This is a genomic window from Aeromonas popoffii (assembly GCF_037818705.1).
In the GTDB taxonomy this organism is placed as follows: domain Bacteria; phylum Pseudomonadota; class Gammaproteobacteria; order Enterobacterales; family Aeromonadaceae; genus Aeromonas; species Aeromonas popoffii.
The window spans coordinates 456,926-475,000 of the sequence record NZ_CP149129.1 but is presented as its reverse complement, the minus strand read 5'-3'; the positions used below and the strand labels follow the sequence as shown (position 1 = coordinate 475,000).

Annotated in this window: 17 protein-coding genes and 1 tRNA gene (1 of these 18 running past the window's edge); all 18 read right to left on the bottom strand. The window is 54.9% G+C overall.

Translation table 11 applies throughout. From position 1 onward, the window contains the following. Positions 1-67: the beginning of an elongation factor Tu gene (tuf, locus tag WJM78_RS02290; protein WP_042036023.1), read on the bottom strand. It extends 1,118 nt beyond the left edge of the window; only the first 67 of its 1,185 coding nucleotides appear in the window; its start codon is at positions 65-67; the stop codon falls past the left edge of the window. 54 nt (positions 68-121) lie between these two features. Next, the gene (fusA, locus tag WJM78_RS02285) at positions 122-2,227 is read right to left on the bottom strand and encodes an elongation factor G (RefSeq protein WP_042036022.1); all 2,106 of its coding nucleotides are present in this window, start codon (positions 2,225-2,227) and stop codon (positions 122-124) included. A gap of 74 nt (positions 2,228-2,301) precedes the next feature. Beyond that, a complete protein-coding gene (gene rpsG / locus WJM78_RS02280; protein ID WP_005318583.1) occupies positions 2,302-2,772 on the bottom strand; it encodes a 30S ribosomal protein S7 in 471 nt (156 codons plus the stop codon). A 93-nt stretch (positions 2,773-2,865) separates the two neighbouring features. After that, positions 2,866-3,240: a 30S ribosomal protein S12 gene (gene rpsL / locus WJM78_RS02275; protein ID WP_005306278.1), complete on the bottom strand. Its 375-nt coding sequence runs from the start codon at positions 3,238-3,240 to the stop codon at positions 2,866-2,868. 183 nt (positions 3,241-3,423) lie between these two features. Further along, positions 3,424-3,702 carry a sulfurtransferase complex subunit TusB gene (gene tusB / locus WJM78_RS02270; protein WP_042036020.1) on the bottom strand — a complete coding sequence of 93 codons (279 nt, stop codon included), beginning with the start codon at positions 3,700-3,702 and terminating at the stop codon, positions 3,424-3,426. Positions 3,703-3,709: 7 nt separating this feature from the next. Then, a complete protein-coding gene (tusC, locus tag WJM78_RS02265) occupies positions 3,710-4,066 on the bottom strand; it encodes a sulfurtransferase complex subunit TusC (protein ID WP_108536016.1) in 357 nt (118 codons plus the stop codon). Between the two features lie 8 nt (positions 4,067-4,074). Continuing rightward, a complete protein-coding gene (gene tusD, locus WJM78_RS02260) occupies positions 4,075-4,467 on the bottom strand; it encodes a sulfurtransferase complex subunit TusD (RefSeq protein ID WP_339013206.1) in 393 nt (130 codons plus the stop codon). An 86-nt stretch (positions 4,468-4,553) separates the two neighbouring features. Beyond that, complete coding sequence (locus WJM78_RS02255) at positions 4,554-4,934, bottom strand: RidA family protein (RefSeq protein WP_042036016.1); 381 nt, start codon at positions 4,932-4,934, stop codon at positions 4,554-4,556. A 25-nt stretch (positions 4,935-4,959) separates the two neighbouring features. Next, complete coding sequence (locus WJM78_RS02250) at positions 4,960-5,676, bottom strand: helix-turn-helix transcriptional regulator (protein WP_042036015.1); 717 nt, start codon at positions 5,674-5,676, stop codon at positions 4,960-4,962. A 196-nt stretch (positions 5,677-5,872) separates the two neighbouring features. Continuing rightward, the gene (gene rpoC / locus WJM78_RS02245; RefSeq protein WP_108536018.1) at positions 5,873-10,177 is read right to left on the bottom strand and encodes a DNA-directed RNA polymerase subunit beta'; all 4,305 of its coding nucleotides are present in this window, start codon (positions 10,175-10,177) and stop codon (positions 5,873-5,875) included. Between the two features lie 91 nt (positions 10,178-10,268). Next, positions 10,269-14,297 carry a DNA-directed RNA polymerase subunit beta gene (gene rpoB, locus WJM78_RS02240; RefSeq protein ID WP_042036013.1) on the bottom strand — a complete coding sequence of 1,343 codons (4,029 nt, stop codon included), beginning with the start codon at positions 14,295-14,297 and terminating at the stop codon, positions 10,269-10,271. 222 nt (positions 14,298-14,519) lie between these two features. After that, positions 14,520-14,882 (bottom strand): 50S ribosomal protein L7/L12, encoded by a 363-nt coding sequence (rplL, locus tag WJM78_RS02235; RefSeq protein ID WP_042036012.1) that lies wholly within the window; start codon positions 14,880-14,882, stop codon positions 14,520-14,522. Between the two features lie 51 nt (positions 14,883-14,933). Next, complete coding sequence (gene rplJ / locus WJM78_RS02230; RefSeq protein WP_005318563.1) at positions 14,934-15,434, bottom strand: 50S ribosomal protein L10; 501 nt, start codon at positions 15,432-15,434, stop codon at positions 14,934-14,936. 256 nt (positions 15,435-15,690) lie between these two features. Further along, positions 15,691-16,392, bottom strand: a complete 702-nt coding sequence (gene rplA / locus WJM78_RS02225) for a 50S ribosomal protein L1 (protein ID WP_042036011.1) — start codon at positions 16,390-16,392, stop codon at positions 15,691-15,693. 4 nt (positions 16,393-16,396) lie between these two features. Further along, the gene (gene rplK, locus WJM78_RS02220) at positions 16,397-16,825 is read right to left on the bottom strand and encodes a 50S ribosomal protein L11 (RefSeq protein ID WP_005318556.1); all 429 of its coding nucleotides are present in this window, start codon (positions 16,823-16,825) and stop codon (positions 16,397-16,399) included. A gap of 133 nt (positions 16,826-16,958) precedes the next feature. Continuing rightward, the gene (gene nusG / locus WJM78_RS02215; RefSeq protein ID WP_005318554.1) at positions 16,959-17,510 is read right to left on the bottom strand and encodes a transcription termination/antitermination protein NusG; all 552 of its coding nucleotides are present in this window, start codon (positions 17,508-17,510) and stop codon (positions 16,959-16,961) included. 9 nt (positions 17,511-17,519) lie between these two features. Continuing rightward, positions 17,520-17,903, bottom strand: a complete 384-nt coding sequence (secE, locus tag WJM78_RS02210; RefSeq protein WP_042036010.1) for a preprotein translocase subunit SecE — start codon at positions 17,901-17,903, stop codon at positions 17,520-17,522. Between the two features lie 60 nt (positions 17,904-17,963). After that, positions 17,964-18,040, bottom strand: a tRNA-Trp gene (locus WJM78_RS02205). Positions 18,041-18,075 lie beyond the last annotated feature (35 nt).

Below are 18,075 nucleotides of genomic sequence, written 5' to 3'. Positions count from 1 at the left end.
GGTCAACGTGGCCGATGGTGCCGACGTTTACGTGCGGTTTATTACGCTCAAATTTTTCTTTAGACACGACGTAGTCCTTCTAGGTTAAACCCGCCTACCGTCGTAGGCGGGGAATCATAAATTACTTGGATTTGCGCTCTTCGATGACTGCCTGAGCCACGTTGTTCGGGGCGTCGGAGTACTTAGCGAATTCCATTGCGTAGGAAGCACGACCTTGGGTAGCGGAACGCAGTGCGGTCGCATAACCGAACATCTCGGCCAGCGGCACCAGGGCACGTACGATCTTGCCGGACGGGCCGTCTTCCATACCTTCGATCAGGCCACGACGACGGTTCAGGTCACCGATAACGTCGCCCATGTAATCTTCCGGAGTCTCGACTTCGACCTTCATGATCGGCTCGAGCAGTACCGGATTGGCTTTCATGTAACCAGACTTGAAGGCCATGGAAGCAGCGATTTTGAACGCCAGTTCGGAGGAGTCGACATCATGGTAAGAACCGTAGTGCAGACGCACACCCAGATCCATTACCGGATAACCTGCCAGCGGGCCGGATTTCAGCTGCTCACGGATACCCTTGTCAACACCCGGGATGTATTCACCAGGAATCACGCCGCCTTTGATGTCGTTAACGAACTCATAGGCTTTGCCGGCTTCCAGCGGGTACATGTCGATGATGACGTGACCGTACTGACCACGACCACCAGACTGCTTGGCGTGCTTGCCTTCGATATCCTTGACGGTTTCACGAATGGTTTCACGGTAGGCAACCTGCGGCTTACCTACGTTCGCTTCAACCTTGAACTCGCGACGCATACGGTCAACGATGATGTCCAAGTGCAGCTCACCCATACCAGCGATGATGGTTTGGCCAGATTCTTCGTCAGTCCATACGCGGAAAGACGGATCTTCCTGCGCCAGACGGCCGAGTGCCAGACCCATCTTCTCTTGGTCAGCCTTGGTTTTCGGCTCAACCGCGATGGAGATTACCGGCTCCGGGAATTCCATACGCTCGAGGATGATCGGTGATTTTTCGTCACACAGGGTGTCACCAGTGGTCACATCTTTCAGACCGATGGCGGCAGCAATATCGCCTGCGCGAACTTCTTTGATCTCTTCACGCTTGTTGGCGTGCATCTGAACGATACGGCCAAAACGCTCGCGCTTCTCTTTGACAGAGTTCAGCACTGAGTCACCGGAGTTAACTACGCCGGAGTACACGCGGAAGAAGGTCAGGTTGCCCACGAACGGGTCGGTGGCAATCTTGAATGCCAGAGCAGCGAACGGCTCTTCATCAGAAGCATGGCGCTCGTCTTTGGTGACGCCGTCCAGCTTCAGGCCGTCGATGGCAGCTACGTCGGTCGGTGCCGGCAGATAGTCAACCACGGCATCCAGCATGGCCTGTACGCCCTTGTTCTTGAACGCGGAGCCACAGGTAACCAGGATGATTTCGTTGTTCAGAACGCGCAGACGAAGAGCTTTCTTGATCTCTTCTTCAGTCAGTTCTTCACCACCCAGGTATTTTTCCATCAGATCTTCAGACGCTTCAGCAGCGGCTTCGACCAGGGTCATGCGCATTTCTTGCGCCTGTTCCAGCAGCTCAGCCGGGATCTCTTCGTAATCGAAGGATACGCCCTGATCTGCTTCGCTCCAGTTGATGGCTTTCATCTTGACCAGATCGATAACGCCCTTGAAGTTCTCTTCTGCACCGATGTTCAGTTGCAGCGGAACCGGGTTACCTTTCAGGCGGGTCTTGATGTGCTCAACGCAGCGCAGATAGTTGGCACCGGTACGGTCCATCTTGTTGACGAACGCGATACGGGGAACCTTGTACTTGTTAGCCTGGCGCCATACGGTCTCAGACTGTGGCTGTACGCCACCTACGGCACAGTACACCATCACGGCGCCGTCCAGAACACGCATTGAACGCTCTACTTCGATAGTAAAGTCAACGTGGCCGGGGGTATCGATGATGTTGATACGGTGCGGTTGGAACTGTTTACCCATGCCAGACCAGAAAGCGGTGGTCGCGGCGGAGGTGATGGTGATACCACGCTCTTGTTCCTGTTCCATCCAGTCCATGGTGGCGGCGCCATCGTGAACTTCACCGATCTTGTGACTTACACCGGTGTAAAACAGAACGCGCTCGGTAGTAGTAGTCTTACCGGCGTCAATGTGAGCGGAGATACCGATATTACGATAACGCTCAATGGGGGTTGTACGAGCCATTGTCATCCTCTTACTAGGAGCGAACCCCTAGATAACTGAAGGTGCGCAGAGCCAAGAGACCCTGCGCAAGCGGATTACCAGCGGAAGTGAGCGAAGGCTTTGTTCGCTTCAGCCATACGGTGAACGTCTTCACGTTTCTTGACAGACGAACCCTTATTGTCAGCGGCATCCAGCAGCTCGCCAGCCAAACGCTGAGCCATTGATTTTTCACCACGTTTACGAGCGGCGTCAACCAACCAGCGCATTGCCAGGGCATTGCGACGGACCGGACGAACTTCTACCGGCACCTGATAGGTTGCACCACCGACACGACGAGATTTAACCTCGACGGCCGGACGAATGTTGTCCAGGGCTTCTTCGAATACGGCCAGGTGATCTTTGCCAGATTTGGTGGCAATGATGTCCAGCGCGCCATATACGATGGCTTCGGAAACAGATTTCTTACCGTCAACCATTACTACGTTGACAAATTTAGCCAGCAGCTCTGATCCGAACTTGGGATCCGGCAGGATTTTACGCTGACCAACAACACGACGTCTTGGCATTTCAAATTCTCCGTAACTTCAGGGGTTACCCAAAACTAGAAAGTTATCTAACTAGAAACGAATTAACGTTTGGCCTTACTTAACGGAGAACCATTAAGCTTTCGGACGCTTCACGCCATACTTGGAGCGAGCCTGTTTACGGTCTTTAACACCGGCACAGTCCAACGCACCACGAACGGTGTGGTAACGAACACCTGGCAAATCCTTGACACGACCGCCACGGATCAGCACCACGGAGTGCTCTTGCAGGTTGTGACCTTCACCACCGATATAGGAGGTGACTTCGAAGCCGTTGGTCAGACGTACACGGCATACTTTACGCAGTGCAGAGTTAGGCTTCTTCGGGGTGGTGGTGTATACACGGGTGCACACGCCACGCTTCTGAGGGCACGCTTCCAGCGCAGGCACGTTGCTTTTCACAACGAGCTTGATGCGTGGCTTGCGAACCAACTGGTTAATAGTTGCCATCAAAAGGCTCCTGATAATGACTTCATAAACATGTGAAAAATCCTCCCCGCAGATACGGGGACGCGAAATTTTATGCCCTGTTGTCAAGGGAGTCAAGATTTATACAATCTGTGCCGCAAAAGGGCACAATGGTTCCCCTGTCAATAGTCATAACTAACTGAACTTCATCGATAAAAATGGATGCTAGCCACCCCAAGTCTGCGGTGACCCGTTCTCCGCGATCAATGCGACCAGGCCGGCCATATCCAGATCCATCCCGATCCTGTGCTGCAATCCCCTTGCCTGCAAGTCTTCTCGCATCACATAGAGCGGAATACCCGCCAGTCGCTCACCCCATTGCGGAACCGTGGCAGCGATAACAGCATCCTGCATTAGTACCAGCAGATCATCCGGCTGGCGATAGCAGAGCGCCTGTTCCAGATCCCGGCTCAGGAAGGGAGAGGTCAATATCAGCTGTATCATGATCACCTCAGAAACAGATGTGAGTCGTGCAGTGGTCCCACTGGTGGCGGATGTCGGCACGAGAGAGGCACTCGACGGGGATCAGCAGGTCATCCACCGTCAGACCGCGTTCGGTCAGTGAGTCGGCACACACATAGACCTCCTCGATGTCGTACAGCTCCAGTAGCTTGAAAGTCGGTGCATAGTGGCGCTGCAAGATGGTTTGAGGTTGTTGCTCCCTGACAAGTTGCAAGACACCGTCACCGACGAGGAACAGAGCCAACGACTCGGTCAGCGCCGAGGTCGCCAGCAAGGCATCCAGTCCTTCCCGTCCGGCTGACGTGCCATGAGGGCCGCGACGACACATAAAGGCTATCTTGTTCATCTCTCCCCCTAAAACTGGACAAAGCGATCGGCGGTCAGGCTGGCTTCGGCCAGCTGGCCCAGCCCGCTCAGGCGGAAGGGGGCCTGCAGGTTGAATTGATCCTTGCCTGCTCCCTTCGCCTCTGTCTCATCGAGCACACCACGCCGCATCGCGGCGGCAACGCACACATCGATACGGATCCCCTGCCCTATGGCCAGCTCGCGCCACAGGGCCACCAGGTCGGTCTCATCAGATGCTGGGGCATGCAACCCGTTACCATTGCAAACCCCATCCTGATAGAAAAACAGATGTGACAGCCGGTGGCCTTGATCGAGGAGGCTCAAGGCGAAGCGATAAGCTGTGCTGGCCGACTGGGTGCCATAAGCGGGCCCCGTTACCAGCAAGGCAAAACTCAGACTCATATCCGGACTCCTGTACAGGTGTATGTCCATTCTACGCCAAAGACAAAAAAGCCCCTCCTGGGAGGGGCTCTTCATTCAGCCGTGGATCAGACGTAAGCAATGGCTTCGACTTCAACCAGCACATCCTTGGGCAGACGCGCCACCTCCACGCAGGAGCGGGCCGGGGCCGAGTCGCCAAAGTAACGGGCATATACCTGGTTAAAGGCCACGAAGTTGTTCATGTCGCTGAGGAAACAGGTGGTCTTCAGCACCTTGCCGGTATCGGCACCCGCTTCCTTCAATACTGCAACCAGGTTCTTCATCACCTGCTCGGCCTGAGCTTCGATGCCGCCAGCCACTATCTCCATGGTGGCCGGATCGAGCGGGATCTGCCCGGAGGTGAAGACCAATTCGCCCAGCTTGGTAGCCTGAACATACGGACCAATTGCGGCAGGCGCCTTGTCGGTTGCAATCACTTCTTTAGCCATTCTTATCTATCCCCTTCTATGGCGCTTACTCGTTCTCGTCTTCACCCTGCTTGCGCTGTCGGATGTACAGATAAACGGTATGTTTGGAAATATTCAATTTGTCGGCGACCAGGTTGATCGAGTCCTTGATATCAAATATGCCCTTCTCGAACAGCTGGGTCACGATAAACCTGTTTTTCGCATTGTTGGCAACCGTCGGATCGCGGTTGATCTCGTCGATGGTGTTGTCCACCGTCTGAGCGACCAGCTCTTCGACGCTGTTGGCAAAGGTCTCCGGCGACTGGCGCTCCACTTGCTGGGGCGTCGGGAAGAATTCGGCGACAAACTCGTGAAAAGGCGCATTGATGTGCAGGTTGATACAGATAAGACCGATCACCTGCTTGTCACTGTTCCTGATGGCGATGGTACTCGACTTCATCAGGGCGCCGGTACGGCTGCGGGCAAAATAACTCTGGGTGTAATCCTGGCCGGTATTCTCTATGTCCTTGAGCATACGCAGCGCGAGATCGGTAATGGGTGCCCCCTCATTCCGTCCCGTATTGAACCCGTTGGCAATCTTGATCACGGACTCATGCAGATTTTCCAGGGAGTGAAGAACCACTTCACAGTGCTTGCCGAACAGTTCGGCCAAGCCTTCGATAAGCCCTCCATAGGAGTGCAACAATTCCCTGTCTTCATCTGTAAAAGTGCGACCGCTCAGCTGCTCTTCGGGAAGCAGTACTTCCTCGATACCGACAGTCATGTTCTACCCCTGTAATAACCATTCAACTTTCACGAGTTTTCAATTGCGAGGGGGCAATGTCAACTTTTTTTGATTTTTTACTCCCCAACCTTGCTCTGGATCATCCGAATATCCACGTGGCTACTGGGGTTGGTGAGAAAGCGACCAACAAAAAGGGCTCCTTGAAGGAGCCCTTTTCAATCACTGCAGCAGAAGATTACTCTTCGTCAAAACTGCCGGATGCGTTGAGCAGATCCGCCAGGTTTTGCTGAGCTTCATCGGCAGTCACCTGCGGTACGCCGACAGCACGAGCTGCGGCGGCACGCTGGTTGATCCGGCTATGGTGGTAGGCAAAGCCGGTACCAGCCGGGATCAGACGACCCACGATCACGTTCTCTTTCAGGCCACGCAGTTCATCACGCTTGCCGCCAACGGCCGCTTCGGTCAGAACACGGGTGGTTTCCTGGAAAGAAGCCGCGGAGATGAAGGACTCTGTGCTCAGAGATGCCTTGGTAATACCCATCAGAATATGACGGAAGGTAGCCGGGGCCTTGCCCTCTGCAACCAGCTTACGGTTGGCAATCTTCACACGCGCCACTTCAACCTGCTCGCCTTCGATCAGATCGGTGTCGCCAGCGCTCAGGATCTCGCACTTGCGCAGCATCTGACGAACGATGACTTCGATGTGCTTGTCGTTGATCTTAACGCCTTGCAGACGGTAAACGTCCTGCACTTCGTTGGCGATGTAGTTGGCGACCGGGCTGATACCGCGCAGACGCAGGATGTCATGAGCAGACTCAGGACCGTCCGCCAGCACTTCACCCTTCTCAACTTTTTCACCTTCGAACACGTTCAGGTTACGCCACTTCGGAATCATCTCCTCGTAGACGTCGCCACCATCGGTCGGGGTGATGACCAGACGGCGTTTGCCCTTGGTCTCTTTCCCGAAGGAGATGGTACCGGAGATTTCCGCCAGGATGGCAGGTTCCTTCGGTTGACGTGCTTCGAACAGATCCGCAACGCGCGGCAGACCACCGGTGATATCCTTGGTACCGCTGGACTCTTGCGGGATACGCGCTACCGCGTCACCCACACCCACGTTGGCACCATCTTCCAGGTTCACGATTGCCTTGCCCGGCAGGAAGTACTGGGCGGCGACATCGGTACCGGGGATCATGACATCTTTGCCGTTCAGGTCGACCAGTTTAACGGTCGGACGCATCTCTTTACCGGCACTCGGACGCTCGTTGACATCCAGTACGACGATAGAAGAGAGACCGGTCAGCTCGTCGGTCTGACGAGTGATGGTCACGCCATCGATCATGTGTTCGAACTGGAGGCGACCCGCCACTTCGGTGATGATCGGGTGGGTGTGCGGATCCCAGTTAGCGACAGTGTCACCGGCGCTCACGGCCTGGCCGTCCTTCACTTCCAACACGGCACCGTAAGGCAGCTTGTGGCTTTCCTTGGTACGGCCCATGTCATCCATGATGGTCAGTTCGGTAGAACGGGAGGTGATAACCAGTTTGTCATCACTGTTGTGAACGAACTTGGCGTTCTGCAGCTTGATGGTACCGGTATTCTTCACCTGGATGCTGTTCTCGGCAGCGGCTCGGGATGCGGCACCACCGATGTGGAAAGTACGCATCGTCAGCTGGGTACCCGGTTCACCGATGGACTGGGCGGCAATAACACCGACAGCCTCACCCTTGTTCACCAGGTGACCACGGGCCAGATCACGGCCGTAGCAGTGAGCACAGTTACCAAAGTCAGTTTCACAGGTGATGGCAGAACGCACCTTCACGCGGTCAACAGAGTTTTGCTCCAGCAGGTCACACAGCTGCTCGTCGAGCAGGGTGTTGCGCGCTACCAGGATCTCGTCCTCGGTACCCGGCTTGATCACGTCATCAGCAACCACACGGCCCAGCACACGCTCACGCAGCGGCTCGACCACGTCACCACCTTCGATCAGCGGAGTCATCCACAGACCTTCGATAGTGCCGCAATCGTCCTCGGTGATCACCATGTCCTGCGCCACGTCAACCAGACGACGAGTCAGGTAACCGGAGTTAGCCGTCTTCAGTGCGGTATCCGCCAGACCCTTACGGGCACCGTGAGTGGAGATAAAGTACTGCAGTACGTTCAGACCTTCGCGGAAGTTAGCCACGATAGGGGTCTCGATGATGGAACCATCCGGCTTCGCCATCAGGCCACGCATACCGGCCAGCTGACGGATCTGGGCGGCGGAACCCCGCGCACCAGAGTCGGCCATCATGAAGATGCTGTTGAACGACGCCTGCTCTTCTTCTTCACCCAGCGAGTTGATATCACGCTCTTTGGACAAGTTCTCCATCATGGCCTTGGAGACGCGCTCGTTGGCGCTGGCCCAGATATCGATAACCTTGTTATAGCGTTCGCCAGCGGTCACCAAACCGGACAGGAACTGGTCCTGGATCTCGGCAACTTCGGCTTCTGCTGCGGCAATGATGTCTTTCTTGGCATCCGGGATGACCATGTCATCGATACCAACGGAAGCACCAGACAGGGCCGCATAATGGAAACCGGTATACATCAGCTGGTCAGCGAAGATCACGGTGTCCTTCAGGCCCTGCTTGCGATAGCAGGTGTTCAGCAGTCGGGAGATGAGCTTTTTGCCCAACGCCTTGTTGGATACGGACTTGATCCAGTTCTGCGGATTGGCATCCAGATCAGCCTGCTCTGCAGCAGTCAGCACCTTGGGCTCATCGATCAGGGCGTATTCCATGCCTTTCGGCAGGATCAGGCTCAGGATCGCACGACCAACTGTGGTGTTTTTCATCTCGGTACGCTCTACCAGCGAATCATCTTCCTGACGGAGATATTCGGTGATGCGCACTTTGACGCGAGCGTGCAGATCGGCCAGACCGGCGCGATATACCTTCTCGGCTTCTTTCGGGCCGGCCAGCACCATACCTTCGCCCTTGGCGTTGATACGGGCACGGGTCATGTAGTACAGACCCAAGACCACGTCCTGGGAAGGAACGATGATCGGCTCACCGGAGGCAGGCGACAGGATGTTGTTGGTAGACATCATCAGGGCGCGCGCTTCCAGCTGGGCTTCCAGGGTCAGCGGTACGTGGACCGCCATCTGGTCACCATCGAAGTCCGCGTTATAGGCGGCACAGACGAGCGGGTGCAGCTGGATGGCCTTGCCTTCGATCAGGGTCGGTTCAAACGCCTGGATACCCAGACGGTGCAGGGTCGGAGCACGGTTCAGCAGGACCGGGTGTTCGCGGATCACTTCGTCCAGGATGTCCCAAACGACAGCTTCTTCACGCTCCACCATCTTCTTGGCGGCCTTGATCGTGGTCGCCAGACCGCGGGATTCCAGCTTGCCATAGATGAACGGCTTGAACAGTTCCAGCGCCATCTTCTTCGGCAGACCGCACTGATGCAGACGCAGCGTCGGGCCTACGGTGATAACGGAACGACCAGAGTAGTCGACGCGCTTACCCAGCAGGTTTTGACGGAAACGGCCTTGCTTACCCTTGATCATATCGGCCAAGGATTTAAGCGGACGCTTGTTGGAACCCGTGATGGCACGGCCACGACGGCCGTTGTCCAGCAGGGCATCCACGGACTCTTGCAGCATGCGCTTTTCGTTGCGCACTATGATGTCCGGGGCAGCCAGGTCCAGCAGGCGCTTCAAACGGTTGTTACGGTTGATCACGCGACGGTACAGATCGTTCAAATCGGAAGTCGCGAAACGGCCGCCGTCCAGCGGTACCAGCGGACGCAGGTCCGGCGGCAGCACAGGCAGCACTGTCATGATCATCCACTCCGGCTTGTTGCCGGACTGCAGGAAGGCTTCCATCAGCTTCAGGCGCTTGGTGGTCTTCTTGCGCTTGGTTTCGGAGTTGGTCTGATCCAGCTCCTCACGCATGGTCTTGACTTCGCCTTCCAGATCGATGGCACGCAGCAATGCAAGGATTGCTTCGGCACCCATCTTGGCGTCAAATTCGTCGCCCCACTCTTCCAGTGCGTCCAGATAGTTCTCTTCGGACAGCATCTGGCTGCGCTCGAGGTTGGTCATGCCGGGTTCGATCACTACATAGGATTCGAAATACAGCACGCGCTCGATGTCACGCAGGGTCATGTCCAGCAGCAGACCGATACGGGACGGCAGGGACTTCAGGAACCAGATGTGGGCAGTCGGGCTGGCCAGCTCAATGTGGCCCATACGCTCGCGACGGACCTTGGTCTGGGTCACTTCTACGCCACACTTCTCACAGATCACACCACGGTGTTTCAGGCGCTTGTACTTGCCGCACAGACACTCGTAGTCCTTCACCGGTCCGAAGATACGGGCACAGAACAGACCATCACGTTCCGGCTTGAAAGTCCGGTAGTTGATGGTCTCAGGCTTTTTGACCTCACCGAATGACCAGGAGCGGATCATATCAGGAGAGGCCAGACCGATCTTGATACTGTCAAACTCTTCGGTCTTGGTCTGAGCCTTCAAAAACTTGAGTAAGTCTTTCACGTGTTTCCCCTGTCAGGAGTCTAACCTCGGCGCCCCGGCTGCCAAAGCAGCGGGGCGCCCACGTCAATTCTCGAACAATAAGAGCGAGCTCTTACTCTTCGTCCAGCTCGATGTTGATACCCAGAGAGCGGATTTCCTTCAACAGTACGTTGAAGGATTCGGGCATGCCCGGCTCCATACGGTGGTCGCCATCCACGATGTTTTTGTACATCTTGGTACGGCCATTCACATCGTCAGACTTGACGGTCAGCATTTCCTGCAGGGTATATGCCGCACCGTAAGCCTCCAGGGCCCACACTTCCATCTCACCGAAACGCTGACCACCGAACTGCGCCTTACCACCCAGCGGCTGCTGGGTAACCAGGCTGTAAGAGCCGGTAGAACGCGCATGCATCTTGTCGTCTACCAAGTGGTTCAGCTTCAGCATGTACATGTAACCCACGGTGACCTTACGCTCGAAGGCGTTACCGGTACGACCGTCGAACAGGGAGATCTGACCGGATTCCGGCAGATCGGCCAGCTTCAGCAAGGCCTTGATTTCGTGCTCTTTGGCACCATCAAAGACAGGTGTGGCGACCGGCAGACCCTTGCGCAGGTTACCCACCAGGGTACGTACGTCGTCGTCAGACAGCTCGGCGATGTCCACTTGCTTGGTGTCTTTCTCGCCCAGGTCATAGACCTGTTGCAGGAAGTCACGCATCTCGTGCAGCGCGCGCTGTTCTTTGATCATGCGGTCGATCTTCTCGCCGATACCCTTGGCCGCGAGGCCCAGGTGTACTTCGAGGATCTGACCGATGTTCATACGGGACGGTACGCCCAAGGGGTTCAGTACGATATCGACCGGACGGCCGTACTCGTCATGAGGCATATCCTCGACCGGGCAGATCTTGGAGATAACACCCTTGTTACCGTGACGGCCCGCCATCTTGTCACCCGGTTGGATGCGACGCTTGACTGCCAGGTAAACCTTGACGATTTTCAGTACGCCCGGCGCCAGATCATCACCCTGGATAATCTTGCGACGCTTGTTCTCGAACTTCTTGTCGAAGTCGGCTTTCAGCTCGATGTGCTGTTCGGCGATCTGTTCCAGCTCGATCTGCTTGGCTTCATCTTCGATGGCCAATTCAAACCACTTGGTACGATCCAGCTTGTTCAGACGATCTTCGCTGTAACCGGCGGCCAGTAGCAGGTTGCGGGAGCGGCCGAAAATGCCGTCTTCCAGGATCTTGAACTCTTCGGTCAAGTCCTTCTTCGCTTCCTTGAGCTGCATCTCTTCGATTTCTTTGGCGCGCTTGTCTTTTTCCACGCCATCGCGGGTAAAGACTTGCACGTCAACCACGGTACCGTACACACCGTTCGGCACACGCAGGGAGGAGTCCTTCACATCGGAGGCCTTCTCACCGAAGATGGCGCGCAGCAGCTTCTCTTCCGGCGTCAGCTGGGTTTCACCTTTCGGTGTTACCTTGCCGACCAGAATGTCGCCGCCCTTCACTTCGGCACCCACGTAGACGATACCGGACTCGTCCAGCTTGGACAGTGCGGCTTCACCCACGTTCGGGATGTCGGCAGTGATCTCTTCCGGACCCAGCTTGGTGTCACGGGAGATACAGGCCAGTTCCTGGATATGGATGGTGGTCAGGCGATCTTCCTGAACAACACGCTCATTCACCAGAATCGAGTCTTCGAAGTTGTAACCGTTCCACGGCATGAACGCGACGCGCAGGTTTTGGCCCAGCGCCAGTTCGCCCAGATCGGTAGACGGACCGTCAGCAACCACGTCACCGGCCATGACCGGCTCACCCAACATCACGCAAGGACGCTGGTTGATACAGGTGTTCTGGTTGGAGCGGGTGTACTTGGTCAGGCTGTAGATGTCGATGCCGGCTTCGCCTGGCATCAGCTCATCTTCGTTGACCTTGATAACGATACGGGAGGCATCGACGTAGTCGATCATGCCGCCACGCTTGGCCACTACGGTTACACCGGAGTCCACGGCCACGGCGCGTTCCATACCGGTACCTACCAGCGGCTTGTCAGCACGCAGAGTCGGTACGGCCTGACGTTGCATGTTCGAACCCATCAGGGCTCGGTTAGCATCATCGTGTTCCAGGAACGGGATAAGAGCAGCTGCCACAGATACGATCTGCTGCGGGCTCACGTCCATATACTGGATCTGGTCGGCGTTCATAAAGGTGGATTCACCTTTGTGGCGGCACGGGATCAATTCATCTTTCAGACGGCCATCTTCGGTGGTCGCGGCGTTAGCCTGTGCGATCACGTACTTGCCTTCTTCAATAGCAGACAGATAGTCCACTTCGTCGGTGATCACACCATCAATGACTTTACGGTACGGTGTCTCGAGGAAACCATACTCGTTGGTACGAGAGTACACGGACAGAGAGTTGATCAGACCGATGTTCGGACCTTCAGGAGTCTCGATAGGGCACAGACGACCGTAGTGAGTCGGGTGCACATCTCGAACTTCAAAACCGGCACGCTCACGCGTCAGACCGCCCGGGCCCAGCGCAGAGATACGGCGCTTGTGGGTCACTTCGGACAGCGGGTTGTTTTGGTCCATGAACTGAGACAGCTGGCTGGAACCAAAGAACTCTTTGACTGCGGCGGAGATCGGCTTGGCATTGATCAGATCCTGCGGCATCAGGGTGTCTAGGTCACCCAGGGAGAGACGCTCCTTGACCGCACGCTCGACACGCACCAGACCGACACGGAACTGGTTTTCAGCCATTTCACCGACAGAACGGATACGACGGTTACCCAAGTGGTCGATATCGTCCACTTCGTCATTGCCGTTACGGATGTCGATCAGGCGCTTCATGACTTCGACGATGTCGTCTTTGGTCAGAGTGCCAGCACCGGTCTCGTCTTCACGGGACAAACGGCGGTTGAACTTCATCCGACCTACGGTAGACAGGTCGTAACGCTCGGAAGAGAAGAACAGGTTCTCGAACAGCTGTTCTGCCGCTTCACGGGTAGGCGGCTCGCCCGGACGCATCATGCGATATATTTCGACCAGTGCTTCCAAACGGCTGGAGCTGGAGTCGATACGCAGGGTCTCGGACATGTAGGCACCGTGATCCAGTTCGTTGGTGAACAGAACCTCGAAGTGCTTGAAGCCGGCTTGGGAAAGGTTGGCAACCGCTTCCAGGCTCAATGCCTGGTTGGCAGTCACTACCATTTCGCCAGTTTGCGGATGTGCGTAGTTCTTGGCAGCAACTTTGCCAACAACATACTCAACCGGTACCTCAATCTGGGTAACGGCATCCTTTTCCAACTGACGGATGTGACGCGCAGTCACACGACGACCGGTCTCAACCACCACGGCGCCATTGGCCACGATGTCAAAGGTCGCAGTTTCACCACGCAGACGCTCGGGCACCAGATCCATCATCAACTTGCCATCTTTCACTTCGAAACCTATGGTCTCGAAGAAGTTGGCCAAGATTTCTTCGGAACTGAAGTCCAGGGCGCGCAGAATAATGGAAGCTGGCAATTTACGACGACGGTCGATACGGACAAACAGGTTGTCTTTCGCATCGAACTCGAAGTCCAGCCAGGAGCCACGGTAGGGGATAACGCGGGCGTTATACAGCACCTTACCGGATGAATGGGTTTTGCCTTTATCGTGGTCAAAGAAGACGCCCGGGCTACGGTGCAGCTGGGAGACGATTACCCGCTCGGTACCATTGATAACAAAGGTGCCGTTCTCGGTCATGAGCGGAATTTCGCCCATGTATACTTCTTGTTCCTTGATGTCTTTGACGGTGCCGGCAGCTGCTTCACGATCGTATAGAACCATACGAAGCTTGACACGCAGCGGCGCGGAGTAGGTCACTCCACGGATCTGGCATTCTTTTACGTCAAATACCGGCTCACCCAGGCGATAGCTGACATACTGAAGCTCAGCACTACCGGAGTAACTGGTGATCGGGAAAACGCTACGGAAAGCGGCCTCTAGGCCGTATTCACCTTCCGGGTCAGCCTCGATGAACTGCTTGAAGGAGTCCAGCTGAATGGACAACAGATAAGGCGTGTCCAGTACCTGGTCTCGCTTACCGAAGTCCTTACGAATGCGTTTTTTTTCGGTATAAGAGTAAACCATAGGGTTCCTCAGCTCGCTGATAAGTGACCCACTCTGTCCCGCAGGACAGCTCTGTCTCAACACCGTTTTGTGTTGGCCCGGACGATGAAACGGTCCGGATTGCTGGTGCACCGAGAGTCGTAAACGGTGTGAAATGCTCTCAGTCTACAGCGCAAAAAGGCTGGTGAACAAATATTCACCAGCCCTAGCCTGTTTTATCAGGCTAATCTACATAAATGCAGATTATTTGATCTCAACAGAAGCACCAGCTTCTTCAAGCTGCTTCTTCAGAGTTTCAGCTTCGTCTTTGGAGACGGCTTCTTTCAGGTTGGCAGGAGCGGCTTCTACCAGGTCCTTGGCTTCTTTCAGGCCCAGACCGGTAGCGGCACGAACGGCCTTGATGACGGCAACTTTGTTGGCGCCAGCAGCAGTCAGAACTACGTCGAACTCGGTTTTCTCTTCTACTGCTTCAGCAGCCGGACCGGCAGCAACAGCAACAGCGGCAGAAACGCCGAACTTCTCTTCCATAGCTTCGATCAGCTCAACAACTTCCATTACGGACATGGAAGCAACGGCTTCGATGATTTGGTCTTTAGTGATAGACATGACAAAAATTCCTGATGTTGAATAAACTCAAACAGCCTAAATAGGCGAGAATCAAGCAGCAGCTTGTTTCTGATCACGCACAGCAGCGATGGTACGAACCAGCTTGCCAGCAGAGGCTTCTTTCATAGTCGCCATCAACTTCGCAATTGCTTCGTCGTAGGTCGGCAGCGTGGCCAGACGATCAATTTGTGCTGCGGCGATAAACTCACCGTTAAAAGCGCCGGCCTTGATTTCGAACTTTTGGTTCGCTTTGGCAAACTCTTTGAACAGACGAGCGGCAGCGCCCGGGTGTTCGTTGGAGAAAGCAATCAAGGTAGGACCAGTCAATACGTCGTTCAGGCACGCGAATTCGGTACCTTCAACCGCACGACGCAGCAGGGTATTACGCACAACGCGCATGTACACACCAGCTTCACGAGCGGTTTTACGCAGGACGGTCATCTTGTCTACAGTCACGCCGCGAGAATCGGCTACAACTGCGGACAGGGCGCCTTTGGCAGCTTCGTTGACTTCAGCAACAATTGCCTTTTTGTCTTCGAGTCCCAATGCCATTGGCTTAACTCCTGGATTGAATCTGAGTCTCATGACTCAGTACTGACACATCCCCCCTACCTTAACAACAGAGGGGAACGATGCGGTAGCAGGATTCCAGAAGAGAAAGAATCTTTCTCGCTGGGTTTCCGGCACCGTCTACGCAGGAAGGATTAAGGCTTTACAGCCTCCTGCGGTCTTGGACGGAGGTCGAAGCCCCCAACCAATCAAGGCGCAAAATTATAGATTAAATTTTGCGCCTTGTAAAACTCATCAATTAGCCCTGAGCTTCCAGAGAAGCTTGGTCTACGGCAACACCTGCACCCATGGTGGTGGAGATGCTGACTTTCTTGATGAAGATACCTTTGGCGGAAGACGGCTTAGCCTTTTTCAGGGCAATCAGCAGTGATTCCAAGTTTTCTTTCAGCTGAACTTCGTCGAAAGAAACCTTACCCAGAGTGGTATGGATGATACCATTCTTGTCATTACGGTAACGAACCTGACCCGCTTTGGCATTCTTCACAGCTTCAGCAACGTTAGGAGTTACAGTACCGACTTTCGGGTTCGGCATCAGGCCACGCGGGCCCAGGATTTGACCCAGTTGACCAACAACACGCATGGCATCCGGGGATGCGATCACGACGTCGAAGTTCATCTCGCCTTTCTTGACCAGATCGGCCAGGTCATCCATACCAACCAGTTCAGCACCGGCAGCTTTGGCGGCTTCGGCGTTGGCACCCTGGGTGAATACGGCAACACGTACATCACGACCAGTACCGTGCGGCAGTACAGTAGCACCACGAACGTTTTGGTCAGATTTACGAGCATCGATACCCAGATTGACAGCAACGTCAACGCTTTCAACGAACTTGGCGGTAGCCAGTTCTTTCAGCAGGGCAATGGCTTCGTTGATGGAATACTCTTTGGTACCGTCAACTTTTTCGCGAATAACGCGCATACGCTTGGAAAGTTTTGCCATTGTCTTAATCCTCCACTACCAGGCCCATGGAACGAGCGGAGCCTGCGATGCAACGTACTTTTGCATCCAGATCGGCACCGGTCATATCCGGCTCTTTGGTCTTGGCGATTTCTTGCAGCTGGGCAACAGTCACCTTACCAACCTTGTCTTTGTTCGGCTTGGCCGAACCAGACTGGATCCCGGCAGCTTTCTTCAGCAGGAAGGCAGCAGGCGGAGTCTTGGTTTCGAAGGTGAAGGAACGGTCACTGTAAACGGTGATCACGACCGGAGTCGGTGAACCTTTTTCCAGCTTCTCTGTACGAGCGTTAAACGCCTTACAGAATTCCATGATGTTTACACCGTGCTGACCCAGAGCAGGACCAACGGGAGGGCTGGGGTTAGCACTGCCAGCCTTAACTTGCAGCTTGATATAAGCTGTGACTTTCTTAGCCATTAGAAAAATACCTCAGAAATGGGTTCTAGCGCCTCGGAGACATGCTCCTGCAAACGGCTCCCCAACTAATAAAGGGGCAGCGAATTATAGTGACATTCGCTGCCCCTGACAACCGTTAACGTACAGAGTTTAATCAGCCCTTTTCGACCTGACCAAAATCCAGTTCTACCGGCGTTGAGCGACCGAAGATCAAAACAGAGACCTTCACGCGGCTCTTCTCGTAGTCCACCTCTTCAACGGTACCGTTAAAGTCGGCGAACGGACCGTCGGCAACCCGCACCATTTCACCCGGTTCAAACAGGGTTTTCGGACGCGGCTTGTCGTGGGCATCTTGCAGACGATTGAGGATGGCATCCGCTTCTTTATCAGAGATAGGAGCAGGACGATCAGAGGTGCCACCGATGAAACCCATCACACGCGGTACGTTACGCACCAAGTGCCATGTGGTTTCATCCATGAGCATCTGAACCAGGACGTAGCCTGGGAAAAACTTGCGCTCACTCTTGCGCTTTTGGCCAGCACGCATCTCGACCACTTCTTCAGTCGGGACCAGCACTTCACCGAACATGTCTTCCATGCCATGCATCTTGATATGTTCGCGCAAAGATTTGGCAACCCGACCTTCGTAGCCGGAGAATGCCTGCACGACATACCATCTCATACGTTGTTCACGTTGTTCAGTCATGGCTTATCCTTACACACCGGTAATCAGGTTGACCAACCAGACCAAGGCGCCGTCCAGCATGAACAGCAACAGTCCCATCACGGCAGTCACCGCCAGCACAATCAGGGTTGTCTGAATGGCTTCCTGACGGGTCGGCCATACGACCTTGCGGACTTCCAGGCGAGACTCACGGGCAAATGCCACTGTGGCTTTACCTTTAGTAGTGCGTATTGCAAGTATTCCAGCGCCTGCGATAGCAGCCAATACGCCTAAAGCACGCAAGGCAACGTTAACATCATTGAAATGCTTACCGACCCACCAGTTTCCACCAACTGCTGCGACCAGGATGATGAAAACCAGGCCCCAAAGCAGGGTATCCTTGCTTCCGCCCTGGCTCTCAGAACTAACACTCATACAACCCACCTGTATCTGACGTAACCAAAGACACAAAAGCCCCGTACGAGACGAGGTATGTGGCAGGGGCGGCAGGACTCGAACCCGCAACCATCGGTTTTGGAGACCGCTGTTCTACCAATTCGAACTACGCCCCTACACAAGAAAGCCCCTATTATAGGGGCTTTGCTTT